The sequence below is a fragment of the Flavipsychrobacter stenotrophus genome (genome assembly GCF_002954265.1).
GTDB classification, from domain to species: Bacteria; Bacteroidota; Bacteroidia; order Chitinophagales; family Chitinophagaceae; genus Flavipsychrobacter; species Flavipsychrobacter stenotrophus.
This window is the reverse complement of record NZ_PPSL01000001.1, coordinates 230,442-256,536: the sequence shown is the minus strand read 5'-3', so window position 1 is coordinate 256,536 and position 26,095 is coordinate 230,442. Positions and strand designations below refer to the sequence as shown.

Genomic DNA, 26,095 nt, shown 5'->3' with positions numbered 1-26,095 from the left:
GGATTTTGTATTTTACTCGTAAATTTGCCATCTATATGTTGAAATATTTAATTTTATTAATATGCTCGTTGATTGGTGTACAATCATATGCACAAGTTACTGACAGCATTATTGCGGGAAGGAAAGGTGCTGGTCTTGTTATCACTTACCGGCTGAAAGCGGGAGAAAGTGTAGCAATGATAGCTAACCGCTATTATGCATCGCAGGAAAAGATAGAAAGCCTCAGCATGGTTGACGGCAGAAAGAAATTGCCTGTAGGTACCACGCTGTACATACCTGTATCACCTGAAAATTTTACAGCTACCAAAGAACGATCTGGAATTGAGAACAAACAGGAGCTTTATTTCCGCGTAGGAGAAAAAGATGATCTGGCCCTGGTAAGTATGTACGCAGGTGTAAAAAAACAAGATATAGTGCTATGGAACAATATGCGGGGCAACACACTGAAACAAGGCCAGTCGGTTTTTATTGGCTGGTTAAAGATTGTGCAACGCGACAGCATAACAATGGCAGATGGCATAGCGTATCCCTCTAGAAAAGGAAGAGTAGTGAATAATGATACAGGTCGCCATGCATTTGGAGAATTGGACAGTATTTACAATGTGCAGACCAGAAATGGCACCAATGTATTGAATGAAAAAGGTACAGCCGTATTTTTCGAAAAAGCCGGCAGCAACAAAATATACTTTGCCTTTCACAATACCACTCCAAGAGGTGCTGTAATAAAGGTAACCAACCCTGGTACAGGTAAGACCATTTATGCCAAAGTACTGGGACCTGTTCCCGATACCAAACAGTATGCTAATGCCGTAATAGGAATAAGCAATGCAGCAAAAGAAGCACTAGGCATTACAGAAGATAGGGCATGGTGCGAGCTCACTTATTTTCCTAACTAATATTGCTGAACCCGCGATATGGCGGTTTCCAGATTTGCATCTTAACTCCAGGATTTATTAATGAAGGTCCTCATTATCCGTTTTTCCTCTATTGGCGATATTGTATTGACAACCCCCGTTGTACGATGCCTTAAGCAACAGCACCCTGAAGTAAAGGTGCATTACCTTACTAAGGCTGCTTTCCAACCAATACTGGCGCATAATCCATACATAGATAAGATCCATCTTTTCAGCGATGACCTGAATGCTGCCATTGAAGAACTGAAAACCGAGGACTTTGATTTTGTCATAGACCTGCACAAGAACCTGCGAACAACAAAGGTAAAAAGAGCACTGGATGTACCATCTGATGCGTATCCCAAACTCAATATACAAAAGTGGTTACTCACCAATTTCAAATTAGACATGATGCCCGACAAGAGCATCGTGGAGCGCTATTTTGAACCGGCTGCCGAGATAAAGGTACACAATGATGGCAAAGGCCTGGATCACTTCACTCCTGAAAGTGCAAAACTGAGTAACGACGATATACCTATGGGCCACTGGGGCGGATATGTAGGTTGCGTAATAGGTGGCTCATTTAACACCAAGAAATTGCCTGTAGAACAATGGAAGAAATTCTGCGCTACGGTCCCCTACCCTGTTATACTTCTGGGCGGACCTGAAGACAGAGAAGAAGGGCAGCTAATAGCCGAACAAGACCTTATTAAGATCTACAACTCATGCGGCAAATTCAACCTGAATGAATCGGCGGAGCTGGTAAAGCACGCACTGGTGATAGTGAGCAATGATACCGGCCTTATGCATATTGCTGCGGCCTATCAGAAGCCAATAATTTCCCTTTGGGGCAATACATCTCCCGAGATGGGCATGTTCCCTTACTATGGCTTTAATAACCTGAAAGATAGAATAGCGCCGCAGTCGGTGATCATTGAGAACAAATCATTGGGCTGCCATCCGTGCAGCAAAATTGGCTACAATAAGTGCCCCAAAAAGCACTTTAAGTGCATGAATGACCTGGATATGAACCTTGTCAGCGAAAAGGTGGTTAAGCAATGGAATATTGCGGTTTCACACAACAAGCAATCATCAAATACCGGCAATTAGGGATACGCTCAACAATCCTTGCTCATTACTATTTGACAAGACAATTTGGTCAACAAACCACAAGTTTGTATGTTTTATAAGTATGCGGGGAATGTATGACAACAATGTAAGAACCTTGATTCAACGTACCATTCAGGTTGATGGCGCCTGTTATCGTTCCATTATCAATATGTATTTCAGATTCATAAACTCTTCGCCCAAGCAAATCTAAAATCTCAATACTACCTATTTCTGTCAGACCATTACTTAACATTCCAGAAAAGCGAAAAGACCCATTCCCTGGATTAGGGACAATCATAAGATCATCACTATTACCTTGAGTGCTAACAGACAATGTCGTATCAGTTGTGGTGGTCGTGTCTGGTGTACTCGTCGTATCGGTTGTCAATACTGCAAAAACTGAAGTATCTATACAAGCACCTGCATCACGAATACAGCGATAAGAATTCACGTTCATTGCAGCTGTTACGGGGTTTATTGTCAATGTCATTGTATTTGATCCTGAATATGAACCACTGCTAATAACATCCGTAAAACCTGCACCAGCATTCACCTGCCATTGATAAGTTGCAATACCTCCCGAATCTGCGATACTAAATGTCGCTGTTCCTCCGGAAGCAACATACGTACTGGAAGGATTACCCATAATCAGGCTATTATTTGCGTAGTATAACTTACTTATCTCGCAATCAGACAATCTTCTATTCCAAGCACCCACATCATCTATCTTTCCTTTATAAAACTGCCAGGTACCGTAGTCAACCGCACCGATCATATTCCAAAAACCAGTAGTAGAATAAGCAATTGGCGTAGGAGCATACACTGCGGCATATCGTTTTCCGTCGTAGTATATTTTCATGGAATCATCGAGAATACTAAACGTACCTACAATCATGTGATATTTTGATGTATCAACTATTGATACGGGAATAGATGCATCATATGTTGCCGTACCCGTGGCCACATTTCTTCTGAATCTGATAGCTCCGCCGGTGATGAAAAGCATGTAGGGATCATAGGCACTTAAGGTGTTCCCTCTCCAAAAAATCTGACTGATGCTTGTTCCATAATTGTCACATTTTATCCACGCCATGATCGTCACCTCTTTTACTAGATCCAATGATGTGCTGGGAGGCAAGCTTATATAATTTGACGTTCCATTAAAGGAATAGGCTGATAACGAACTTCCGAAACGATCTGTGGTTGGCGATGCTCCGGTTACTGTGCCATTAAGTGCGTTTGCGCTACCATCAATTGCACCTCCGTTAAACGAGTACCACAATTCAAGATTGCCGGTTGGTACATAAGATGGAAGTGCCTGGCTGAAAGCAGCTGCGGAAAACAACATAAATACCGCAAGTATGGTGTGCTTTTTCATAGTGTAAGATTTTGATAAAGTTACAAATAAAGGAAATTAAATGAATTGATTTTTTTTAACAAAACATCCCGCTCCATAAGAAGCGGGATGTTTGTTTATATTTCATTCAGATCATCTGTTAATCTTCTGCTCTCTTGCCTGCGCCTAAGCGGTAGAATAGGGAGAATTGTAGTGATGGACTCTTGTACAGCTGACTGGATACTGATTGCGATCCGCCAACTTTAGCATTATCCCACACTGTCTGCACATTGCGGAAATCGAGCATTACGTTAGGAGATACCCTATAAGCCATACCGCATGTGTACCCAACTCCAAAGCGGGCACCGAAGTCACTTTCCTTGATAGAAGGTGTGGTGTTAGCAGTGTTTGTAGCTACAACAGGTAACGTAGTAGGATCTACCAATTGCTCTGCACCGCCGGTGTTTACTGACAATGTATACAGGAAGTTACCACCAAGGAAGAAGCTGAACTTAGCTGCTGTGTACCTCATTGTAATTGGTAATTCAAAGCTGTGCAATGTAGAGAAACCATAGCTTACCAGCGTAGAATCTTTATAATAACCACCTGAACTTATAGGGCGATACTTGTTGTAAGTAACATCCATTGAGTAGTCGTTATTCATGCGGTGGAAGTACTTCAGTTCACCCATAAAGCTCCATTTGTCATCCAACTCGAATGAGCCGGTAAAACCAAACTGGAAGCCCTTGAAGCTGTTAGGACCAAAGAAAGTGCCATTGATACCGGCTGTAAGCCCCGGAGCAAATTGAGCACCGCCCAACTTGTACTTCACTTCATTGAACATGTTGCTGAGGCTCTCGGCTATGTTCGATCCGTGTTTCTTCTTAGCAACAGCAGGTTTGTTTTCTACAGGCGGTGGCGCTGTAGGTGTAGACAAAGCCGCATTAGGTGTGATGTCTGAAGGTGCCTTAATATCTCCATTTGCAGAAGCAGCAAGAACAGCTGTATTTACCTGATTATCAACACTATTTCCCGCAGCATTTGAACCTGCATTGCCGGTCTGTTTGTTATTTGTAGTATTTGCAGCTACACCGGCAGTGCTATTATTTTGCGCAGCATAGGTATTAACTGATTGCCCATTACCAGACTTATTACCGGTAGTCTTATTACCTGTAGTCTTGCTGCCCGCAGTCTTATTGGCAACAGTGTTATTGTTATTATTATTATTTGCCTGATCGGCTGAGCCCTTACCCGTTGTTGCAACACTTGCTGTAACAGCAGGCTCTTTTGCCTTGGTCAGCTCCATGGTTATGCGGTTGATAGAGATAGTGTCGAGGCGGGTTTCAATTCTGCCTTCAGATGCACCATTAACTCTTGTCTTCTGCACAACAACACGAGATATTACTCTCTTGCCCGGAATAGGCTTTACTACCATTGGCGCACGTGCCACTGACGGAGCTGTAGTAGTGTTGTTTGCTACCACAGGGGTTACCGCAGCGGGCTTTACCGGAACAATAGTAGCAGGCTTATTGGTAGCCGCACTCAGGGGTATTTTATTCAGACTGCTCACATATGCAGTACCATGACCATGATCGATCATGTGGTCATTTTTAGGGATGGCCTTTATAGGGCTATTATCTGTAGCTACAGATGCTACAGCATTATCCATTGCAGTAGCAATAGCAGGACTGTTGCTCTTTGCAACAGTAGAATTTGCATTAACTAATTGATTATCAGATTTTTTAGGTGAATTATTTGCAGTAGAAGTGGCACCGGATGTATTCCCAGCCAACTTACCACCGTCAATATGAGCCGAACCCGAAGTTTTGTGGTGCTGGCCACTATGTGGAACAGATGATGTACCCGAAGAAGCAAAATGATCATTGCTATGCATATGGGCTAACATATCGTTATTGACCGCACCATGCTCAGTGGTAGCAGCAATGCCCGATGATGCTACATGGTGATTACCGGTAGCTGTTCCCGCCTTATGACCTGTATGTTCTGCAACAGTATTGTGGCTGTTGTCAGCGGCGTTGGTAGCAATATTATTTGTTGCCGGTACTGAGCTCTTAGCCACTGCACCTGCGGCAATAGCATTGCCCTCAGCCGCACCTGCCACCGCACTACCCGGATTTCTGAATGCCGTGGTTACCTCGTACCCCCCAACACTTACCGCTGCCAGTAACATAGCCACACCACAATAACTCATGGCACGCTTCCAGTAAAGACCTACAGGCTTACGGCGATCTTCTTTATCCAGCAACTGCTCCATGCGAGACCAGGCACCGGATCGCTCCGGCTCCTGCCCACCGCCTAAGCGCTGTCTGACAAGATCATCAATATTTACAAAGTTGTTATCCATATGGATAAATTTTTTAAGCTTTTAAATGCAGTTCTAATTTTTCAATTTTTTCCTTCAGTTGCCGCCTACCTTCAGACAGATGCCACTTTGATGTTCCTTCGCTTATCCCCAACATATTCCCGATCTCCTTGTGCGTAAAACCCTCCATTACATACATGTTAAAGACCGTTCGGGTAGCATCGGGTAATGCCTGCACCAATTTCACTAACTGATCGTAGTATAGCTTGTCGGCGTGATCCTTATGCACCAGCTCATCTTTCTCTACCAGTACTACTTTTTCAGAATAACGGGCATTCTGCTTTACATAGTCTGATACCGCATGAAATATTATTTTACGCAACCAGCCTTCGAAAGAACCTTGAAAATTATATTGACTTAATTTTTGAAACGCACGTAAATAACCATTGTTCATTACCTCTTCGGCCTGCTCATCATGGTCTATATAACGGCGTACCATTGCCATCATTTTGGGGTAAAATAAACGATATAACTTCTCCTGGGAGCTTCGCTCATTGCGAATACACCCCTGAATGAGTTGTTCAAGCTCACTTACCTGACTTGTTGCGGTATATGCCAAAGCTATAGACAAGTATAGTGGTTATTAAATATTTACAAAGATAAAGACCGTCTCACCCTCAGAAAGGTTGGGTAAAACACTCACAATTGATACTAAGTTAACAATATTAGGGGAGAATTGGTTGTTTTTGACAGTAATTGCCTCATTTAGTGATCGGGCAAATCTCATTACTACAGATCGGGATCAAACAACAACAGGTAACATGAAAATCATTTAATACTATCCATTCTATATATTTTGCTTAGCGTAGAGCTTTTACCTGCAGACTGCGGCCAGCCGGGCTGATTAGTTTGCCTGAACTCCAGCTTGAAGGGCGGGACAGGCTTGATTATGCTGATCAACTGAAGGCTGTGATTCCCGATGCGTTATCTTCTTTTAAAAGATAGTTTGGGGGAAATGCCCGATGAAAATGAAATTGTAATCGGGCATTAGTGTGGTGTAGTTTGTTGATTTTCATTGGTTTGTGGTTTTGGGTTATGCCCGATCATGCCCGATCGGATTGTCCGAACTCGCGCTTGAAGGGCGGGACAGGCCTGATTACGCTGATCAACTGAAGGCTGTGATTCCCGATGCGTTATCTTCCTTTAATAGATAGTTTGGGGGAAATGCCCGATGAAAATGAAATTGTAATCGGGCATTAGTATGGTGTAGTTTGTTGATTTTCATTGGTTTGTGGTTTTGGATTATGCCCGATCATGCCCGATTGGGTTTGTCTGAACCACCGCTTGAAGGGCGGGACAGGCTATTTTTCGCCATAGCTAGGTTCTGCTGATGTTGTTTGTCTCCCGGGTGGATACCCAATGGAAATGAAATTGTAATGGGGCATGGATTGGGTGTATGGCGGCAGAGTGGTGGCTAATGTTGATGGTATGGATTTAGGAAATGGTAATATATAATTTTGGGTGCAAGTTACTGCATTGGTGTTTACCGGTGAAGTGTATTAACAAAATGTGGATATCTTTTGACCGGCAGTAGTCTAAATGTAGTTAGGTTTATAATTCGAGTTATATCTTGTCTGTTTACGGTAATCGGGAGATTCCGTGCCGGACAAACCCCGAAATAATCGGGATGAACTCCGTGAATAGACTTCGTTTAGCGACCCTTTTTTGTTTTGTGAAAAGACTACGGAGAGCTTGGGTTGGTCATAATGGACAGTTTTGAAAATAAACAGTTAGTCAAAATAAATTGACATTACTACATCTGTGTAAAGTTTGTGATATCTGTCAAATTCTTTCGCCTGACATGTGCCAGACAAAAGAAAAACATCGGTATTATGGCAAAAATAAAACTGAAAACGAACTAAATTGAGAGTGGATGTTCCATGCAATATAGATTGCTGAAAATTATCAACAACATATTTTAAACGATTTTTATTAAATTGTATTAGTGAATTGGGATAGTACATATTTACTAAACTCAATTCTGAAAGCATAGCTATACTGGTTTCTTTATCTCTTACAACCTCAATTTTTTCAATTATATTTTTTTCTCCATGTAAATTAATTGGATCTTTAACAAAAGAGATACCCTCATATCCTGTAGCTCTGTAACCTGCTGACCAGTTTTCAGGAAAGGAAATATGGAGTTTATTTACACTATCATAAAAAGGAATTAACTTTTGCCCTGAGCAATATGATGCTGAAAATAGGAGGAAAGCAATTGCACTTTTTTTCATATTTTATTTTTTCTGAACATAGCCTTTATCATAATAAATTTCGGCTCCAATTATATAGCCCTGAGGCTCTATTTGATTTTCATCGATTATTTGGACAAAGTTCTTTATTAAAACTGCTCCCAGTCCCCGTGCTGAGCGAAGTCTATTGACTTCGTTCGACCGGTAGGGAATCCCCTGTTCGCCGTAGTCTTCCAAGTTACAAAAAACTGTGCTGAGCGAAGTCTATTGACTTCGCTCGACCGGTAGGGAATCTCCCGATTCCCGTAAACATGCCCAACAGCCGTATCCTAAAAGCCCCATTGTGTAAGCGGTATTTGTCCCGGCAGATTCTGCAATAGTGCTTTTGCACTGCTGTAGATATATTCTTCGGCGTAGCTAACCCACCCTGCTCTAACGGGATTGTTATGTATGTATTGCAGCTTATTGGTAAAAAAATCATTTGAATAAACGTGTACCGCATGATTTTCGTGTGTCCAAACCTGGTAATTGGCATTGCGGGTATGGGTTGAAGCATTCCACGAAAATCTGTGCAACATCCACTCTCTGCGGCTTTCGGGCTCATTGGCTATTGTTGCCAATATCTTACTGGCCGTATATTTTTTGAAGTCGCGTATAATGCCCGACAGGTCGCCATTTTCGCTTCTTACTATTATATGCGCATGGTTGGTCATTATCACATACCCGTATACCAGTAACCCTCTTTTTTCAATACAATATTCAAGGCTTTCTAATACAATATCCCTATACACCTGTCTCGAAAAAACATCTACCCAATCTACAATTGTAGGCGTAATATAATAGGTAGCAAACTGGTCGGCGATCTGGTAACCTGTGCTCATAGTAATAGTTAGATTTGATGTTATAAATTACAAATAATTCAGCATTTGGTGGTTACGGGAATCGGGAGATTCCCTACCGGACAAACCCCGAAATAATCGGGATGAACTCCGTCTATAGACTTCGCTTAGCATCCTTTTTCTTTTGTTTTTTTGAATAGACTACGGCAAACTGGGACATACAGACAAATCGCCAAAACCAAAAATTCCGCAAACAAGAAAAAATTGCCACTTGCTGAAAACCATATTCGTACTGGCTGGGCTCGCCCCTGCCCTGCATTAAATGTACCTGTGATGGCTGCAAGTCAGGAAACATAACAGCCGCAGTTGCCGGTTACAATTCCATTGTTATCAACACCACCGTCCAGTTGCCGCGGTCATCAACTATTTCTTTAATGTCGAAATCGATTTTTTTGCCGAGGATGATGCTGAGCTGCTCTATACGCACCTTTACATTGTTGAGGCCGAAGGACTCGTGTTTGTCGCTGGCTTTCTTTTTGGCATGTGCAAGGCCTACCCCATTGTCGCGTACTTCTATGTGCAGAATATCCCTTACTTCATAAATATTCAGCTCTACCCTGCTATTCTCAGACTGGCGCGGGAAGATGCCATGCTTGATGGAGTTTTCTACCAGCGGCTGTATGAATAGCGGCGGTATCATTATCTCGGTAGCATCCACATCTTCATCCACATTAATGGAGTAGTTGAGCATCTCCTTAAAGCGGAGCTTTTCAAGGGCCAGGTAGTTGGTTACGAGGTCTACCTCTTTCTGCAGCGATATGAGTTCTTTAGATACGTTGTGCATGTTCTGCCTGATGAGGTCGGCAAATATGCGCAGGTATTCATTGGCAGCCAGCTTATCATTCCTGTTTACCAGGCCCTGTACATTGTTAAGGGTATTGAAGATAAAGTGCGGGTTCATGAGGGCATTCAGCGCTTTGTACTCCGACTTCATGAACCTTATCTTATTGTCATTTTCCTTTTGCGTTTTACGGAAGGCCATCAATATGCGGTAGCGCACAAACAACACAATAGCGCCAATGATCAGGCAAACATAGAAGGTAATGAACCACCATGTAGCCCAGAATGGCGGGGTGATCTCCAATACAAACTCTATAGGAATAGAGTTGGCGCTGGATACGCTTTTGGCCTTTATCTTAATGATATACCGGCCGTACTTAGGATTGATAAGATCTATATGATCACCTGTAAGTTCCAGCCAGTTATCTTCATCGGTACTGGAAACAGAATAGCGGTAGGAAATAGTTTTACCAGTAAATGAAAGAGTGGAGAAGGTAATGGAGATATTACGCCCACCCTGGTAGGGCACCTTAAGATAATCGTACATTACATACCTGCGGGTACCGTAGGTGATAAGATCAAAAAATAGTGTAGGCGGCTTTGTTTTCAATAACAGGTTATCAATGCCCATCTCCACAATATTCCCCTTATCAAAGAAAAAGCAGTTTTCGCCATCGCTGCAAAACCATTCGGCCGACAATGGCAGAATGGGATTTTCAATACCTGTAACGGTAAACGGCACTTGCGAACCGGGAGGATTGATAGTGAACAGCCTGTACACATCGTTGGTACTAATGAGCATGTGTGTACTATCTACCCTATAAAATTTATCCCAGATACAGTCCTGGCTAAAGACCGTATCCATGATTATCTGCTTGTCTATGTTGCGGCAAACCACCAACCTGTTATTGGCAGTATAGCCTACCAGGTACTTGCCCAGAAACTCAAACTTCTTGAAGGTAACATCTCCAAACTGTGGTTGAATAAGCGTAGTATCGACAGTTTTATACACCCCGTTAACGGTAGAGAACCATATATCATCATTGGCATTGCTGGCAAATGCGAATATTCTACCGGCCGAAGCAACCAGCTTTGCATTGGGCTCTCCCAACACACCGCTAACCTTGTAGTCATTAATAGGTTTGGCGTATATCTTGTCAATTGTTCTGACTATGAGTTTGTCTTTGGCATCAATGATCGATTTCACGCTCTCTCCATCCTTAAATGGTAGCCTTTGCGGAGTGAGTCGCCGCTCTCTTAAAATGTCTCTTAAGAATATGATATTGTTCTCATAAAAATTATAGTAATCATAATCTCCGGCAGCCTGCCTGGTGATCAGAAATCCATGATTGGCAGGCACTACAGGCAGTTTTATCACAAACTTTGAATAGTCGAACAGGCACTCAATCGCATTGTTCTTCAGCCTGTAAAGATTATTATCAGAATTGGTATAGAACAGGCTGTTATTGTCGGCATATGAGTACCTTATGTTGCCTTCATATGCCTTATTGTAGACATGAAAGTTGATGTAATTATTGTCTATTACATACAGCCCATCGAACAATGTGGTCACCCAGTAATTACGCTCTATATCCTGAGTGATAGACGTAACCCTCACATCGGGGATAACGTGTATACTATCATCTATATACAAGCCATTCTCTGTACCCAGGAAGAATTTTTCAGCTTTATCGAAGTAGACAATAGGTGCATGGAAGCTGATCTTATCCTTGCTGGTGATCACCTTTATCCGTTCCATCTGCGGATTAAATACGTCATTATTACTAACAATGTACCGCTGATCCTGCGCTATGGAGTGCGCTATGCCATGTGCAGCATCGGGCTGGCTGTAGTTGTACAGTACAAGCCTGCGGTTCACTATCTTGCTCGTTTTATCTATGTCTTTAGTACTATCAGCATAAAAACACCTGTATAAGCCACCCTTCAGTTTGTACATGGCATAGAAGCCCCGCACACCGGGCACATTTACATTCACTATGTCTACTTTATTCTCATTAATGTTGATGAACTTTTCCTGGTTATCAAACATAATGGTGACCGTACTATCTGCCTCTACCGCTATCTTATTGATGAATGTATTCTTAAAGGGCAGTTTAAGAAAGCCGGTATTTACCGCCGTATGAAAGCGGCTGTCCTTATAATAGCATAGCTCACCATTGTAGGTTGCCAGCCATAGCCTGCCCTGCTTGTCTTCCTGAAAAAAGAAAACCTCATTATCGGGCAACCCATCTGACGTAGTGAATTTTTGAAAATTGATACCGTTATAGCGGGCTATGCCCTTGGGTGTAGCTATCCACAAAAAACCCTTGCTATCGCGATAAACACTATAGACAGTATTGCTGGGCAAACCATCGTCGATAGTATAATGTAATAATGGAAAGTTCTGTGCAATGGCACTTCCACAGTATAGAACAATAAAAACAGTAAGGATGGTCCAAAACCTCCTATACATCCACAGTTGGTTTTGTCTGTAAGAATTCGAGTAATGCCGAGAACCTGCGCCTGCTTACCGGTATGGTATGCGCCGAGTTGAGCAGTATACTCGGAGACTCGTCTTTATGTATTTTCTTTATCTGGTCGCAATTGATAAGGTATGATTTATGAACCCTGTAAAAGACCTCTGGTGCCAGCATATCTTCGTACTCAGCTATTGAATAACTGGTGAGCATATCTACAACCTGGTTGTCGCGAAGGAAGAATACCTTAGAATAACCGCCAAATGCCTCTATATAAAGTATATCTTTAAATGCTACTATCTCTACATTATTATTGCCTTTAAGGGCTATCTTATTGAGCTTTGTTTTGGAAGAGATCTGTTTAGATATCTCGGAGAATTCGGAAGTGCCCGCGCTAAAGTGAGATTTATATAATACCCTTTCCTTCAACTTTGCTACGGCGTTGGCCAATTCAGAAATACTAATGGGTTTAAGAATATAGTCGACAGCATTCAATTTGAATGCCTTAATGGCATATTCGTCGTACGCAGTAACAAATATCACCTCGAAGTGAATAGGTGCAATACGCTCAAGGAACTGAAACGCATTTTCATTGGGCATTTCAATATCCAGGAAAACAGCATCGGGGTTATGGAGGGTCAATTGCTTCTCTGCCTCTGCCGCACTATAGGCCATGCCTACTATGTTGATAGATGGATCGATATACTCTAATAGAATGCTCCTGAGATTGCGGCATGCCTCCACCTCATCATCTATAAGCAATACATTGAGCTTTACATCCGCATTAACCATACCTATTTCCCGCTGTTTTTTATGTTGTTACAAAGTAAGAATATATTGGGTGATGGACAAATTATAATTCCACAATTTGGCAATTTGACAATTTGACAATGTCCGTCAATGAATTAATGAGGTATCCTGTGGGAAACTGCTCAATGTTTGCGCAATAACAATTTGTTCGAATAAGGCTTAATGACAATATTTTTCAATATAGGTGGCAGCATTTAATACACCCAGTCTTTCAGCGATATGAAGATCTTTGCAGGCATCATCCGTTTTATTGAGCTTTGCGTTGCAAATTCCTCGATATAAATAGGCCATGGCAAAGGTAGAATCCACCTTTATTGCATTATCAAAACTTACCAGTGCCTGCTGGGGAGCATTATTTGCCTGGCATGCTAGTCCCATGTACAAATAGACGTTTGCATCATTGGCATCAAGCGAAATATATGTTTCAAAATCTTTAATAGCACCGGCGTTATCTCCGATCTTGTACTTTGACAGGCCTAAAATATAATAGGCTCTGCTCAGATCTTGCCGTTTGGCTGTTACTTCGCCCAAGTCGGCAATTGCTTTTTTCCACTTTCCTTTATTGTATTCCATTCGTCCCCTTGAATAGAGTGCAAGAAGCAGATCGGGTTTGAGGGAGAGCGCTTGGTCCAAATCGGCGGCGGCTTTTCCATCTTCACCCGTAAGCTCCTCCAGTATGCTTCTGTAATAAAAAGCGAGCCCATTGCCGGGATGTAACTTTATAACCTTAGAAAAATAGAAGACTGAAGTTTTAAAATCTCCCTCTAACTCACAAACACTCGCCATACCGTAGTATCCTTTCCATAAGTTTGAATCGGACCTGATGGTTAAAAGATATTCTTTTCGGGCGTTGACCAAATCACCCACAAAATGAGACTCTAGCCCCTTTGAATAATGTATATCTGCATCTCTTTTTTCAGGATTACAGGAACAGAAGTATAAAGAAACAAGAAGAGGAAGTATTATAATGCGCATACCCAAAGTGAATTGAAACAGTAAAATAATTAAATTAATTTAAACACTTCAAATAACAAAAAGATGACGTAGAACTGAGCAGAAAATTGCCATCCGATTAAATTCTACAAGTTAATAAAGGCAAAAAACGACGTTCGTAATTTTTTTTGCATAATTACTCTTATCTTGTCCGCTGAAATAGAAATTAATGTCGGATCGCAGAGCTTTTTTAAAATTTTCACTACTCACATCAGCAATTCTTGCCAGTGGTAAAAGCTTGTTAGCCAACGACTCAAGAAGAAATCCAGAGTTACAACCGACGGTAAAGGATAACCCAATAGTTATATCTACCTGGGACTTTGGAAAAGAGGCTAACAAGGTAGCATGGAAGGTATTGACGGGTGGAGGCAGAGCACTTGACGCCGTAGAGGCTGGTGTAATGGTCCCGGAAGCCGACCCTGAGAATCAGACTGTAGGACTCGGTGGCAGGCCCGACCGCGACGGTAGAGTGACCCTGGACGCAAGCATAATGGATGAGAATAGCAAGTGCGGTGCAGTAACCTGCTTGGAACATATTGTTCATGCAATATCTGTAGCAAGGTTGGTGATGGAAAAATCGCCACATGTAATGCTGGCCGGAGAAGGTGCACTAAGATTTGCACTTGCTAACGGATTCAAGAAAGAAAACCTGCTTACCGAAAAAAGCGAACAGGAGTGGAAAGAGTGGTTGAAAGAATCGAAATACAGCCCTGCAGTAAATACAGAAAATCAATATCATAAAACCATTAATTGCCTGCCGGGCGGAAAGCTTAACCACGATACAATTGGTATGGTGGCAATGGATAAATCGGGCAACCTGAGTGGTGCATGTACCACCAGCGGACTGGCCTATAAGATGCACGGCCGTGTGGGTGACTCACCAATCATTGGCGCGGGACTTTATGTAGACAATGAAGTAGGTGCTGCAACAAGCACAGGCATGGGTGAAGAAGTAATACGGGTAGTAGGTTCTCACCTGGTAGTGGAGTTAATGCGCCAGGGATTATCGCCCGAGGAGGCTTGCAAAATGGCTGTAGAGCGCGTAGCCCGTAAGAATCCTGAAGCACATAAGAATTTCCAGATCGGCTTTATAGCCCTGAACAAAAAAGGTGAATATGGTGGCTATGCTTTACAGAAAGGTTTTTCTTTTGCTGTAAGAAATGGCAATGAAGAGATGATCTATTATGCTAAGAGTATGTATTAGTCTAGTAGATAGTACGCTTAATAATATTTATGTAAAGCTTTGGTTGCACGGTGTATAACTATGTAGCCGAAGCTTTGTAGTTTCAGCGTAATTAACCCCCAATTAATTTTCATGAGCAAATCTATACTCGAAGTTTGTGCCTATAATATACAGTCTTGCATAATTGCTGAAAAAGCAGGTGCTGGCAGAATAGAACTGTGTGCCAGCCCGGCCGAAGGGGGTGTAACACCCAGCTATGGTATGATAGAGTATGCTGTCAAAAATCTATCCATACCTGTATATGTAATGATCCGTCCGCGTGGAGGGAATTTTGTGTATACCCCGGAAGAATTGGCGATCATGCGTAAAGACATAGCAGTGTGTAAAGAATTGGGTGCGGCCGGAATAGCCATAGGCATATTGACCGCCGACAACCTAATAGATACTGCGGCAATGAAACAAATGGTAGCCCTCGCCTACCCCATGGGCGTAACCTGCCACAAGGCATTTGACAGAACACCTGATGCCATTACATCTCTGGAGGAAGTAATAACGGCAGGATGCGAACGCATCCTTACATCGGGACTGCAACCCACTGCTGTAGCAGGAGCAGATATGCTTGCAAGACTTGTAAATAAGGCATCAGGAAGAATAATCATTATGCCGGGTGGAGGTGTAAGAAGTACCAATGTGAGGCAACTGGCAACCGATACAGGTGCTACCGAGTTACATAGCTCTGCCCTTTTGCAAGGCTCAGAAGGCTTTGTAGCTGATGCTGGTGAGGTAGCTATGCTTGTGAAGCAGATAGGGTAATTATTATCGAAATAGGTACAGATGTTGTATAAATGGTAACGCCTCCCGATGGGAGGCGTTACCATTTATGATCGGTATGAAATTATTTACCGTTAGGTTTTATTGGTTCGGGATGCTGCGCCGGTATGGGTTCTGGCTTAGGCTGTGCCTGATCGGGCTGAACGGGCACGGGGTCTGCATGTTGCCTGATAGTAGCTTTTGTTTCTTCCTGCCTGTTGGTTACGGTTACCGGCTCAGGGGTCTGAGACTGCTGCTGAGGTAGTGGTTTAACCGGTGGCTTAACAATACCATTTGACGATTGCCTTGGCCTTTGTGGCTCAGGTACTTTTACGCTCGACTGGTAAGTATTTTTATCCGCACGTATCACTTCTGCCGCTTTAGCTGTATTTGTTACGTTTGTGTTTTGCGCAGGAACAGGGCTTAGCACCGGCGATACAGGAATGTCTTTTATATCATTCTTAAATGCCGGTACAGCACCTGAGTTAATGTTAACCGCCACCGCCTTTGTACCTACAGGGCGGGGAGCAACAATAACATTAGGTGGCACAGCTATTTCACCATTTGCCAATGAGGTTTTGATCTCATTAGGGCGATACATTTTGATCATGTCATTATGTATATACGATGCGCGTGGGCTGCCCGAGTTGAACAGGTGAAACAACTGAACAGGCTTATCGCTCACGGCCTGTATCTGCGTTGTCGTAGGACCTGCTACATAAGTATTGCCATTGCTGGTGTAGGTATTATCTAACACCGTTGTCCCCTTACTTGCTATGCTGTTGCCAAACGGACCTGTAAGATAGCGATAATAGTTACCACCATAGAGGTACTGTGGCGGCAAGAATACCCACCAGTCCTTGGGACTATGATAGGCTTTAAAGTCAGACGCGGTGAACTGGTATTCAGGATCGAGCGGAGCCCAGCCAAAAACGCCTACGCCACTTCTCCAGCTTACCCAGGCCGGTCCCCATAGGTTGCCCGGCACCCACAACCAGCCATAATAGCTATCGAAAGTCCAGCGGCCATAGTGGAAACATGCCCAACCCCATGGATAGTCTGATATCCAGGTATTGCCATAGTCGGTTAAAGCCCAGTGACCACCTGTATAGTACGGGCGGAAATTAACATCCATATTAGGGCTCCACACGTAGCCATAATGCGCGTCTTCTATCCACTGACCATAAGGTGCCAGATTCACATAAAAATCATTGTAAGACACATAATCATTATACTGCGGATTTGTGTACTTACCCTCGTTATATTGGTTATTGTAGTACAGGTTATTACTACCAAACTGATCGGTCTGAGCCTCTACCCTGCCTGCGCTACCCATTAAAAACAAGCTCAAAGATGCGGTCACCAAAGCCTGTTGATACTGCCTTTTCATAACTATTATTTTATTGTGCTCCGCCACCAAATAATGACAGAAATATAATACCGATGCCAATATACATAAAATAGGGTTTCTATAATCGAAAAAAACAAGCAGAACGCTTAATTCATGCTTGTTTTTGATAAATATTAGTCCAATTATAGTGCCTAGTTAGTCACCATCTCGGTTGCAAGTAGTGCCTGCGCCCATTCGTTAAGCGAGGTATACTGCTCGTCAATAACATCGTTAGGTAACTCCACGGCTTTATACTTAGTGGTAAGGAATATAGTATGCATGCCCAGGCGTTTACCAAACTCCATATCACTCATACTGTTACCTACCATTATGCTCTTCTTAAAGTCTATCTCAGGGAAATCCTGCTGCGCCTGGTGGCCCATACCCACATTAGGTTTGCGGTTATGGTCGGTATCTACCAGTGCTGTACAAGCGTAAACCTTGTTGATACGGCCTCCGTTATCGGCTACCTCTTCCTTCATGTTAGCATGTATTTCCTTTAGTGTAGCCAGGGTCATTATTTCCTTGCCTACCCCACGCTGGTTGGTAACTACAACTATGTTACCAAATACACCGCTAAGGTCTTTTATAGCCTGCAGCACGCCATCGTGAAATTTGAATTCACTCCAGGTGGTAATGTATGAGCCTACTGATTCTACATTGATCACGCCATCTCTATCAAGGAACAGAGTCCATGAATTATCTACTTCGGGTCTATTATTCAGAAAAGTCATTTGCTACCTCCTCATTTCTTATCGTTAAACAAACTTGCTTCTACCAATTCACAAATTATATGCCCCATTGTTATGTGCGACTCCTGTATCCTTGGGGTATCTGTACTGGGTGCGTTGAGCAGATGATCGCAGATGTCCTTCATTTTACCACCACTCTCACCAGTTAATCCTACACTTATCATGCCTAACTCTCTGGCCTGCTCCATAGCCTTGATAATATTAACAGAATTACCCGAGGTACTCAGGCCTATCAAGACATCGCCCTGGCGGCCCATTCCTTTCACCATTCTACTATATACGACATCAAAGCTGTAATCGTTTGCTACCGCAGTCAAATAAGATGTATTGCAGTGCAGCGCATCTGATGGTAATGGATTACGATCGGTATAGAAACGGCCACTGAATTCAGCCGCAAGGTGCTGCGCATCGGCCGCACTACCACCATTACCGCAAAAGAGTACTTTATTACCATTAGCAAAAGCATTGGTAACAATGTTGGTAACCTCTTCCAGTTTAGCTATCATAGCGGGGTCTGAAACTATTTTCTGCTTCACATCGATAGAAGCCTGGAGTATACTTTTTATTTTTTGTTGCATATAGATAAGTCAAAATAAAGAATAAATTTCCACACAAAGAACAAACTAAATTAATGAAAATGTATTGTGCAGTGTTTTTAACATTTAAGCAATATAGCCATTTATCTTCTCTATGACACCACCATTTGCATGGCCATTTCTAATAACGTGCCTATAGATATTGATGAGTTTACTACTCACTAATATAGACGTAAAATCTTAGGGTTATGTTGTTTAGGGAATGTTAAGAAATCCAGAGGGTCTTTCTAGGACACGGATTCGGCCTGATAAACGTCGGTCAGAAGACGAACATCGGCGAATGAATCAGGCTAAGCATCATCCACCAATGTATTAACGTAGGACGCATAATTGCGTCTCCACAGCGGCTGGATCTGCAACAAACACACATCACCAATTGTGGCATGTGAAGACGCAATTATGCGTCTCTACCACTGACCTACTCCAAAGCAATGACGGCTTCGGAGTGATTACGTACTCAAAGAGAGCCGACCCCGATGAGCCGGTCGAGAGACCGGCAACCACAAGGGCGTAGTCGGAGACTAACGCCCAGCACCACAGGGGTGTCAGTCACGTAAACTAAAAGAGGTTGTCACAGTGTGACAACCTCTTTCTATAATACTATACTTATTTACTTATTTGCTACCTACCATGCTCTGGAAAACCTTTTCGTTAACCTTCATAGGGTACTCTTTCTTCATCATAGCATTCCACTCTTTTTCCAGATGATCCTGGTATTCAGCAACTACATAGCCACGTGCTTCATCCAGCGTTTTGATACCCGGTGTTGTGAATACCTGCCTTGCAACAACCATTCTGTACGTGCCATTTACTCCGGGCATTACCTTGGTCTTGTTGGCAGTTAATTCAGCCTGTGTAGCATCTCTGAATTTAGAGAACTCATAACGGCCGCGCTGAATGGTAACCCTGTCAGGATTGTTCTGTGTATTCAAAGCCTTTATGAGGTCTTCGTCAGTTACATTACCAGCTTTCAATATTTGCTGTGCAGTATCAAGGCTTGCTTTGTTCTTAAAGGTATAAACCGAACCTTCAAAACCGTTTTCCCATACGTACTTGGTCTTATGGCTTTCGTAGAATGCCTTTAAACCCGCAGAATCTTTCGTAGCCTTACTCCATACATTACGGTCCATCAGTTCGAACAACATGATACCATCACGGTATTCTTCCATAAGAATGCGGAAGTCAGGGTTTTCTTCTACCAGTTTATGCTCCTGAAAATCGGTGACTACATTGCTTACATAGACACCAAATGCGTCTTTAACTACAGTCTGTTTAGGACCATTCAATCTGCCATGTGTCAGATTTTCAAGGAACCTCATGTAGTCGTTCTGCAGATAGTTTTTACCGGCAAGCGTAAACACGGGCTTGGTCATGTTATTAAAGTCTGTAGACTTGAACGTTCCCTTAGCTTTACCTGTATCAGCTACCATGCTCATCAACTTGTCAACTATGGCACTTACATTTTCAGGATACTCTCTGTAGCCGTTCTTTTCCTTGATCTTGTTGAAGAAGATCTCCCTTGCAGTCTGTGCACGTGAATCATTCTCTACTTTGTGCTTCAGCGTAGTGTAAACGCTGTCATAAGGCTGTACAGGATACTTAGCCAGCAATTTGATAATGTGGTAGCCATAGTCTGTCTTTACCGGCTGAGAATACTCGCCAATGTTCTTCAGGCTGAAGGCAGCGTTCTCAAATACAGGCTGATAGCGGCCTACACCAAACTGCTTCATTACGCCACTGTCGTTAACTGAGTACTTATCTTCAGACAATGCTCTTGCCATTACTGCAAAAGAAGTGCCTTTCTTCAATTGCGCTATAACGCTATCCGCACGTTTGCGGGCAGCTTCCATACCTTCTTCACCTCTTGATTTAGGAGAAAGGAAAAGTATCTGTGCCACCTTTATCTGGCCACGATCAGCACGCTTTTCTATCACCTTTACAATATGGTAGCCAAACTGGCTGCGGAAAGGCTTAGACATCTTGCCGACAGGCGTAGAATAAGCTACATTCTCAAAAGAATAAACGGTCTGCATTGCAGAGAAGAAACCTATATCGCCACCATTTTCTTTCGAGCCCTTGTCATCAGAAAACTGCTTAGCCAGATCTTCAAACTTTGCTTTGTTGGTTACAATAAGGTTATAGATGCTATCTGCTTTTCTGTAAGGCAGCGTAGAATCACTTCCCGGAGGGCAGTTGATAAGGATGTGTTTTACATGCACATCTTCCTTACTTCTGTCATAAGCTTCCTTTATCAGCTTATTGGTGACCTGCTCATCTGTAAGATAATTCTTGGCCAGCTGCTTGCGGTAAGTGTCAAGGTCCTTCTGTATTTTATCTACAGTATCCAGGTGCTGCTTGTCGGCTTCTGCCACCTTCATACGAAACAAACCATACAGATCAAGATAAGTGCGCAGGGCAGTATCTGTCATGTCGGGTTTCTTGTTGATGCTATTCTTCTTATAAACCCTCAAAAAATCATTCTTAGCAACTGAATGGGTGCCGTAGGTAAATAATGTCTGGGCATATCCGGATGTGATACCTATTCCGGAAATAAGGCAAGTGATTACCAGCTTTCGCATTGTGTATGTGTGTGGTTTTATAATTTACTTTTTACTGTTCTTTGCTTTGTCTCTAGCCTTCCTTTCCTGCATTTCTATTACGCTCAGGATGTTGGTATGGTCAAGTCTCTTACCCCTTATGATCTTCTTATCATCCATCAGGTAAATTGTAGGTGTGCTGTATACGTCATACTTACCTCTCCAGTCACCAACATGTTCATTGTCCCATGTGTTGGTCCACTTTTCCAGTTTGTGCTTGATAAGGAAGTCTGCTATTTTCTTTTGGTCACCCTCTGTAGCCACGGTCATTACCTTAACGCCCTTAGCCTTAAGTGATGTTTCGTAAACAGTATCCAGTGCAGGTATCTCATGCTGGCAATGGCCGCAATCAGGAGAATAGAATACAAGCAATGTGTAAGGCGACTTGATTGCCTGCATGCTTTCTTCTTTCTTGGTCAGTACATTAGGCAATTTCACTTCAGGTGCTACGTTACCGATCACATTCGGCGCGATCTTCATTGCACGATCCTGGTACTTGGTCAACTCTTCGTTGCTCAGCCAGAATGCTTCACCCTTCATGTAATAATTTTCAACAAGGTATACGAAAGCTTCGTCCATACCCATTACCTTACTGTTCTCAACATTACGGGTCAACCACCAAAGTGTGTACTTGTACAGATCTTTAGTACCATGCGCTTTCTTCAGCAATACATCGCTTTCATGCTCTACGCTATCCGGCCAAGGCAATACCAGCTTGTTCATGTATTCTTCCAGCTTGGCATCCAGTATTGGCGTGTGTATCAAGCGATCATCCTGGTAATTGAAACCATCCCAGAAATGAGCCTTATAATATTTGTAGGCAAACGTTGAATCTTTGGTCTTACCGTCTTCAAGGAAATGGTCGCCTTCCGGTATCTGTGGCACTTCCAGCGCATTAAAGATATTGGCCAGCAATGTACCCGGGAACTTAGCTACATAGTCGTGACGATAGTTAGTAAGGTCTTTAGCAGTCTTGCCGGCTTTCTTACGAACTGCAGCAGTATCTTCTACACTCTTTGCCGCTGCCAGTTCATCCTTCAGCGCTTCCTGGCCCTTGCTATATACTTTCAGAAAATCTACATAACCCTGGAAACGCTCATTCTCAGGTGAATTTTTAAACTTCACACCTTCGGGCAGTTTACTTACGCTGGCCGTAATGGTCATATCATCATTAGAATTCAAAAGGAATTCGAAATACGTCTTCTTGTCAGACAACAGCATCATGTAGATGCCGCCTACAAAAGAAGAATCTGTAGTGAAAAATTCCGCATTTCCGTTCTTATCAAAACGTGCAGAATCCCTTTTGTAAATAGTGGGCAAAGGCTTACCATAATAGTGAGCCAGGAATACCATTGAATCTTTTACATCGGGAATTTTTAGATGGATCTTGTAACCATTGCGGGCAGTAGATTGAAGGGACAAACCCATCAGCAATAGTGTGGCAAACAGCGTGATTTTCTTCATACTCGATCTCAGATTAGTTTTTCCGTCTAAGACGGGGTTAAACTCGTACGTTGTTGGTTTAGAAACTCAAAAATAAATCATAAAATTGGTGAAACCCAATTCATTTACTTACAATTCCTATTATAACAAAGTTTTTACAAGTCAGATAAAATTATTTGTTTATTGGTCGGCAAAATTAATGGTGCTAAAACTAATATAATGGCGCCTAACGTATTAGACACCATTATGACGGTAAAGTAAAAATTTCGGCACTATTACTTCTTTAATAACCTGTCTCTCGCCTTTCGTTCTTCTATTTGTATCACATTCATAATATTGGTATGGTCTAGCCTTTTACCTCTTATTATTCTGTTTTTATCCAAAATATATAAAGTAGGTGTACTATAAACATCATACATAGATCTGAAGTTACCCACGTTCTTTGGGTCCCAGGTATTTGCACCACCCCACTTATCCATGTGTTGCTTTTTCACAAAGTCGGTATTTTGTTTTTCATCACCTTCTGTGCTGACTGTAAATATTTTAACACCTTTTTCTTTAAGTGCTGCATTATATAAAGAATCTATCAAAGGTATCTCGTGCTGGCAATGGCCACAATTGGGTGAATAGAATAATAATAAGGTATAGGGGCTGGCAATATCCGATAGTTTGTCATCCTTACCCGTGAACAGATCGGGCAATTTTACTTGTGGAGCTATATGCCCCAATACGTTTGGCGCTATCTTTTGTATACGGTCCACATACTTCTGCAGCTCTTCCGGTTTCAGCCAGAATGCATCGCCCTTCATGTAATAGTTCTCTACCAGGTATACAAAGGCTTCATCCATGCCCATCACCTTACTATTCTCTACATTCCTTGTTGTCCACCAAAGCGTGTATTTGAATATATCCTTGGTTCCCCGCGCTTTTGCCAGTAAAACATCAGCTTCATGCTCTACACTATCAGGCCAAGGCAGCACCAGTTTATTGAAATACTCATCAAGGCGGGCATCAAAAAGGGGTGTATAGACCAGCCTGTCATCCTGAAAATTAAAACCATCCCAGAAATGCGCCTTATAATATTTGTAAGTAAAGGTGGAATCTTTCGTCTTTCCGTCATCGAGGAAATGATCACCCGATGGTATTTCCGGCAACTTCATGGCGCTGAAAATATTAGAAAGCAATGTGCCGGGATAGTTCCTGGTATAATCCATCCTGTATTCATCCAACTCTTTGGCCAGCACTGCCGACTTTTTCCGCACCGCCTCTGTATCGGAAAGGCTATTTGCATGTTCCAATTGCTGCTGTAGTGCTTTCTGACCATCACTGTAATGAGCCAGAAAATCGACATAGTTTTCGAAGCGGGTATTCTCCGGCGAATTTTTGAACACCACTCCTTTTGGCAATGTAGCCGCATCTGCGGTCACAGTAATATTATCGCCGTTATTCAACAAAAAATCGAACGTGGTATTCTTACCCGGCAGGAAGACCATATAGATACCACCGGCAAACAAAGAATCGTGGCTTACAAACTCCGCTACCCCATTTACCAGTTTGGCTGAATCTTTTTTATAAGGATTGGCAATACCATAGTAATGACACAAAAAGACAGTCGTATCTTTTACATCCTTCATTTTTAACTGAATACGATAGCCATCTTTAGCAAAAGATGATAATGCCGTAAGTGATATCGCAACGCTGATCAATAGTTTTTTCATGCTGAGATCGATTTTAGTTTATGGTTATTACCAGTCTACTCAATACTAAATGCAGACTATATGGAAAGCGTTGGACGAGCACCAAACATTATTTACATGTAAATAATATTATGACGTATTAACCAATAACAAAATTTTACCGAAATAGTCTCAAAAACATAAAACCGCAATACCATTTTGAACGAATGTTATCATAGCATTATACGACTTCAAATGCATTTGCGATAGAGATTTGTTTTTGTTTAATAAACTCAATATTGTTTATAACAAAAGCCATTATCTTTGACAATAATGCCGAAAATTTGATAACAGATACCGCTAATTTCGATTTACTGGAACTCATTAGGCAACGTAGCGCAAAGGGATTTGAAATATTATATGACAAATACTCTGATGCACTCTTTAGCATAATCACCCGTATAGTTGCCAACACAGCCACTGCTGAAGATCTGTTGCAGGATACGTTCGTGAAAATATGGAAGAACATAGGTTCCTATGACGAGCAGAAGGGATCATTTTACACATGGATGCTTAATATCGCGCGGTTCACAAGTATCGATTACCTGAGGACCAAACAACATAAAAATGAGCTAAAGACAGGTTCTGATGAAGTTCTTGAATTTGGCCCTGATGCGAAGAAGACGTTACCGAGTATAGACCATATGGGGTTGCGCGCCTCGGTGCATAAAATGGAGTTGAAATACAGGCAGGTAATTGACATTATCTACTTTTATGGATATACTTATGAAGAAACCGCTGTGATTCTGGACATACCTGTAGGAACAGTAAAAACAAGGGCCAGAAAAGCTATACAACTATTAAGAAACGACCTGTAATGAATATAGAAGACAGTTTGAATCAAGGCTTATTGCAGGACTATTGCCTGGGCCTTCTGACAGATCCTGAAAAGGAGATGGTAGAAGGTATGGTAAAATTATACCCTGAGGTAAAATCTGCACTTTTAGCAATGCAACAAGGCCTTGACAATTATGTGGTGGAAAAACCAATATGGAGAAAAGCCGCACTGAGAAATAAGATATGGGAGACTCTCGACAATATTAATACCGAAGAAAAGAAGGACATCAACAACCTGCCGCTCATCAACAAATACAGCGACCACAAAAAATGGCTGGAAATGGTTGCGCCAATGTTGCCGGCTACCCTGGAGGAAGATACTTTCCTATCACCTATACAAGCTAACGAGCATGTAGTGCAGCTGGTAACGAAATCTATAACCGGTCATGCCGAAGAGATACACACCGACATGATAGAAAGCTTCCTGATACTGGAAGGTGATTGTATCTGCCAGATAGGTGATAATTTCACTCAGCTTACAGCAGGTGGCTTTATCGAGATCCCGTTATTTGAAAAGCACAATGTAAAAGTGCTGTCACCATATATCGTGGCAATAGTGCAAAGAATAGCTGTGTAATTATTAGATAACGAAACAGAATTGAAAGCGACTGCTCACAAAGAAGTCGCTTTTTTATTGGGTATTTTTAACTAAAAGAAATAAGGTAACGCAGCCACCACAGCCATTTTCACTCGAAATATCCCCCTTTTCTTATTCAGTCAAAATATTTTAACTTTTTATCCATCCACCCAAAAGGGGTATTTACCGCCAAAATCGGTTAATTAATCTTAAATCGATTTTTTGATATCCATTTTCTCACCACTTTTGTCTTGTTGTTGTAACCACAAACTACTAATTGTAGTCAAATGAAGGGCGATAG

The 26,095-nt window shown here is 42.2% G+C and carries 20 protein-coding genes; 6 read left to right on the top strand and 14 right to left on the bottom strand.

The window, feature by feature from the left end; translation table 11 throughout:
- The first annotated feature begins 35 nt into the window (after positions 1-35).
- Together CJD36_RS01265 and CJD36_RS01260 are read left to right on the top strand one after the other, a co-directional pair.
- Positions 36-896, top strand: coding sequence for a LysM peptidoglycan-binding domain-containing protein (locus CJD36_RS01265; RefSeq protein ID WP_117601785.1), 861 nt, complete (start codon positions 36-38; stop codon positions 894-896).
- Positions 897-956: 60 nt separating this feature from the next.
- On the top strand, positions 957-2,003 hold the full coding sequence (locus CJD36_RS01260; protein ID WP_105037293.1) for a glycosyltransferase family 9 protein: 1,047 nt from the start codon (positions 957-959) through the stop codon (positions 2,001-2,003).
- 49 nt (positions 2,004-2,052) lie between these two features.
- On the opposite strand, the gene CJD36_RS01255 is transcribed toward CJD36_RS01260, so the two are convergent.
- From CJD36_RS01255 to CJD36_RS01210, 8 genes are all read right to left on the bottom strand, one after another.
- On the bottom strand, positions 2,053-3,381 hold the full coding sequence (locus CJD36_RS01255; protein WP_105037292.1) for a LamG-like jellyroll fold domain-containing protein: 1,329 nt from the start codon (positions 3,379-3,381) through the stop codon (positions 2,053-2,055).
- A gap of 118 nt (positions 3,382-3,499) precedes the next feature.
- Positions 3,500-5,704 carry an outer membrane beta-barrel protein gene (locus CJD36_RS01250; protein WP_105037291.1) on the bottom strand — a complete coding sequence of 735 codons (2,205 nt, stop codon included), beginning with the start codon at positions 5,702-5,704 and terminating at the stop codon, positions 3,500-3,502.
- 13 nt (positions 5,705-5,717) lie between these two features.
- Complete coding sequence (locus tag CJD36_RS01245; RefSeq protein ID WP_240609298.1) at positions 5,718-6,281, bottom strand: RNA polymerase sigma factor; 564 nt, start codon at positions 6,279-6,281, stop codon at positions 5,718-5,720.
- A 1,171-nt stretch (positions 6,282-7,452) separates the two neighbouring features.
- Positions 7,453-7,956 carry a hypothetical protein gene (locus tag CJD36_RS01240; protein ID WP_105037289.1) on the bottom strand — a complete coding sequence of 168 codons (504 nt, stop codon included), beginning with the start codon at positions 7,954-7,956 and terminating at the stop codon, positions 7,453-7,455.
- A 287-nt stretch (positions 7,957-8,243) separates the two neighbouring features.
- On the bottom strand, positions 8,244-8,795 hold the full coding sequence (locus CJD36_RS01230; protein ID WP_105037287.1) for an REP-associated tyrosine transposase: 552 nt from the start codon (positions 8,793-8,795) through the stop codon (positions 8,244-8,246).
- A 331-nt stretch (positions 8,796-9,126) separates the two neighbouring features.
- Complete coding sequence (locus tag CJD36_RS01220; RefSeq protein WP_105037285.1) at positions 9,127-12,066, bottom strand: sensor histidine kinase; 2,940 nt, start codon at positions 12,064-12,066, stop codon at positions 9,127-9,129.
- Positions 12,059-12,862: a LytR/AlgR family response regulator transcription factor gene (locus CJD36_RS01215; RefSeq protein ID WP_105037284.1), complete on the bottom strand. Its 804-nt coding sequence runs from the start codon at positions 12,860-12,862 to the stop codon at positions 12,059-12,061. The genes CJD36_RS01220 and CJD36_RS01215 overlap by 8 nt, the downstream gene beginning before the upstream one ends.
- A 177-nt stretch (positions 12,863-13,039) precedes the next feature.
- Positions 13,040-13,855, bottom strand: coding sequence for a tetratricopeptide repeat protein (locus CJD36_RS01210; RefSeq protein WP_105037283.1), 816 nt, complete (start codon positions 13,853-13,855; stop codon positions 13,040-13,042).
- Between the two features lie 187 nt (positions 13,856-14,042).
- Between CJD36_RS01210 and CJD36_RS01205 the strand changes: the two genes are divergently transcribed.
- A complete protein-coding gene (locus tag CJD36_RS01205) occupies positions 14,043-15,077 on the top strand; it encodes a N(4)-(beta-N-acetylglucosaminyl)-L-asparaginase (protein WP_105037282.1) in 1,035 nt (344 codons plus the stop codon).
- Between the two features lie 111 nt (positions 15,078-15,188).
- A complete protein-coding gene (locus CJD36_RS01200; RefSeq protein WP_105037281.1) occupies positions 15,189-15,869 on the top strand; it encodes a copper homeostasis protein CutC in 681 nt (226 codons plus the stop codon).
- Between the two features lie 82 nt (positions 15,870-15,951).
- Here the strand turns inward: CJD36_RS01200 and CJD36_RS01195 are convergent, their stop codons facing one another.
- The 6 genes from CJD36_RS01195 to CJD36_RS01170 form a co-directional block, all read right to left on the bottom strand.
- Positions 15,952-17,256: a DUF6600 domain-containing protein gene (locus tag CJD36_RS01195; protein ID WP_105037280.1), complete on the bottom strand. Its 1,305-nt coding sequence runs from the start codon at positions 17,254-17,256 to the stop codon at positions 15,952-15,954.
- A gap of 152 nt (positions 17,257-17,408) precedes the next feature.
- Positions 17,409-17,990 carry a D-glycero-alpha-D-manno-heptose-1,7-bisphosphate 7-phosphatase gene (locus CJD36_RS01190; RefSeq protein WP_105037279.1) on the bottom strand — a complete coding sequence of 194 codons (582 nt, stop codon included), beginning with the start codon at positions 17,988-17,990 and terminating at the stop codon, positions 17,409-17,411.
- Positions 17,991-18,001: 11 nt separating this feature from the next.
- Complete coding sequence (locus CJD36_RS01185) at positions 18,002-18,586, bottom strand: D-sedoheptulose-7-phosphate isomerase (RefSeq protein ID WP_105037278.1); 585 nt, start codon at positions 18,584-18,586, stop codon at positions 18,002-18,004.
- Between the two features lie 632 nt (positions 18,587-19,218).
- The gene (locus CJD36_RS01180) at positions 19,219-21,183 is read right to left on the bottom strand and encodes a peptidylprolyl isomerase (protein ID WP_105037277.1); all 1,965 of its coding nucleotides are present in this window, start codon (positions 21,181-21,183) and stop codon (positions 19,219-19,221) included.
- A gap of 24 nt (positions 21,184-21,207) precedes the next feature.
- Positions 21,208-22,665 carry a TlpA family protein disulfide reductase gene (locus CJD36_RS01175; protein WP_105037276.1) on the bottom strand — a complete coding sequence of 486 codons (1,458 nt, stop codon included), beginning with the start codon at positions 22,663-22,665 and terminating at the stop codon, positions 21,208-21,210.
- 254 nt (positions 22,666-22,919) lie between these two features.
- Positions 22,920-24,362, bottom strand: a complete 1,443-nt coding sequence (locus CJD36_RS01170) for a TlpA family protein disulfide reductase (RefSeq protein WP_105037275.1) — start codon at positions 24,360-24,362, stop codon at positions 22,920-22,922.
- A gap of 257 nt (positions 24,363-24,619) precedes the next feature.
- Here CJD36_RS01170 and CJD36_RS01165 point away from each other — a divergent pair, with 257 nt between their 5' ends.
- Positions 24,620-25,198 (top strand): RNA polymerase sigma factor, encoded by a 579-nt coding sequence (locus CJD36_RS01165; protein ID WP_161499165.1) that lies wholly within the window; start codon positions 24,620-24,622, stop codon positions 25,196-25,198.
- Positions 25,198-25,794, top strand: coding sequence for a cupin domain-containing protein (locus CJD36_RS01160; RefSeq protein WP_105037273.1), 597 nt, complete (start codon positions 25,198-25,200; stop codon positions 25,792-25,794). The genes CJD36_RS01165 and CJD36_RS01160 overlap by 1 nt, the downstream gene beginning before the upstream one ends.
- Positions 25,795-26,095: the final 301 nt, after the last annotated feature.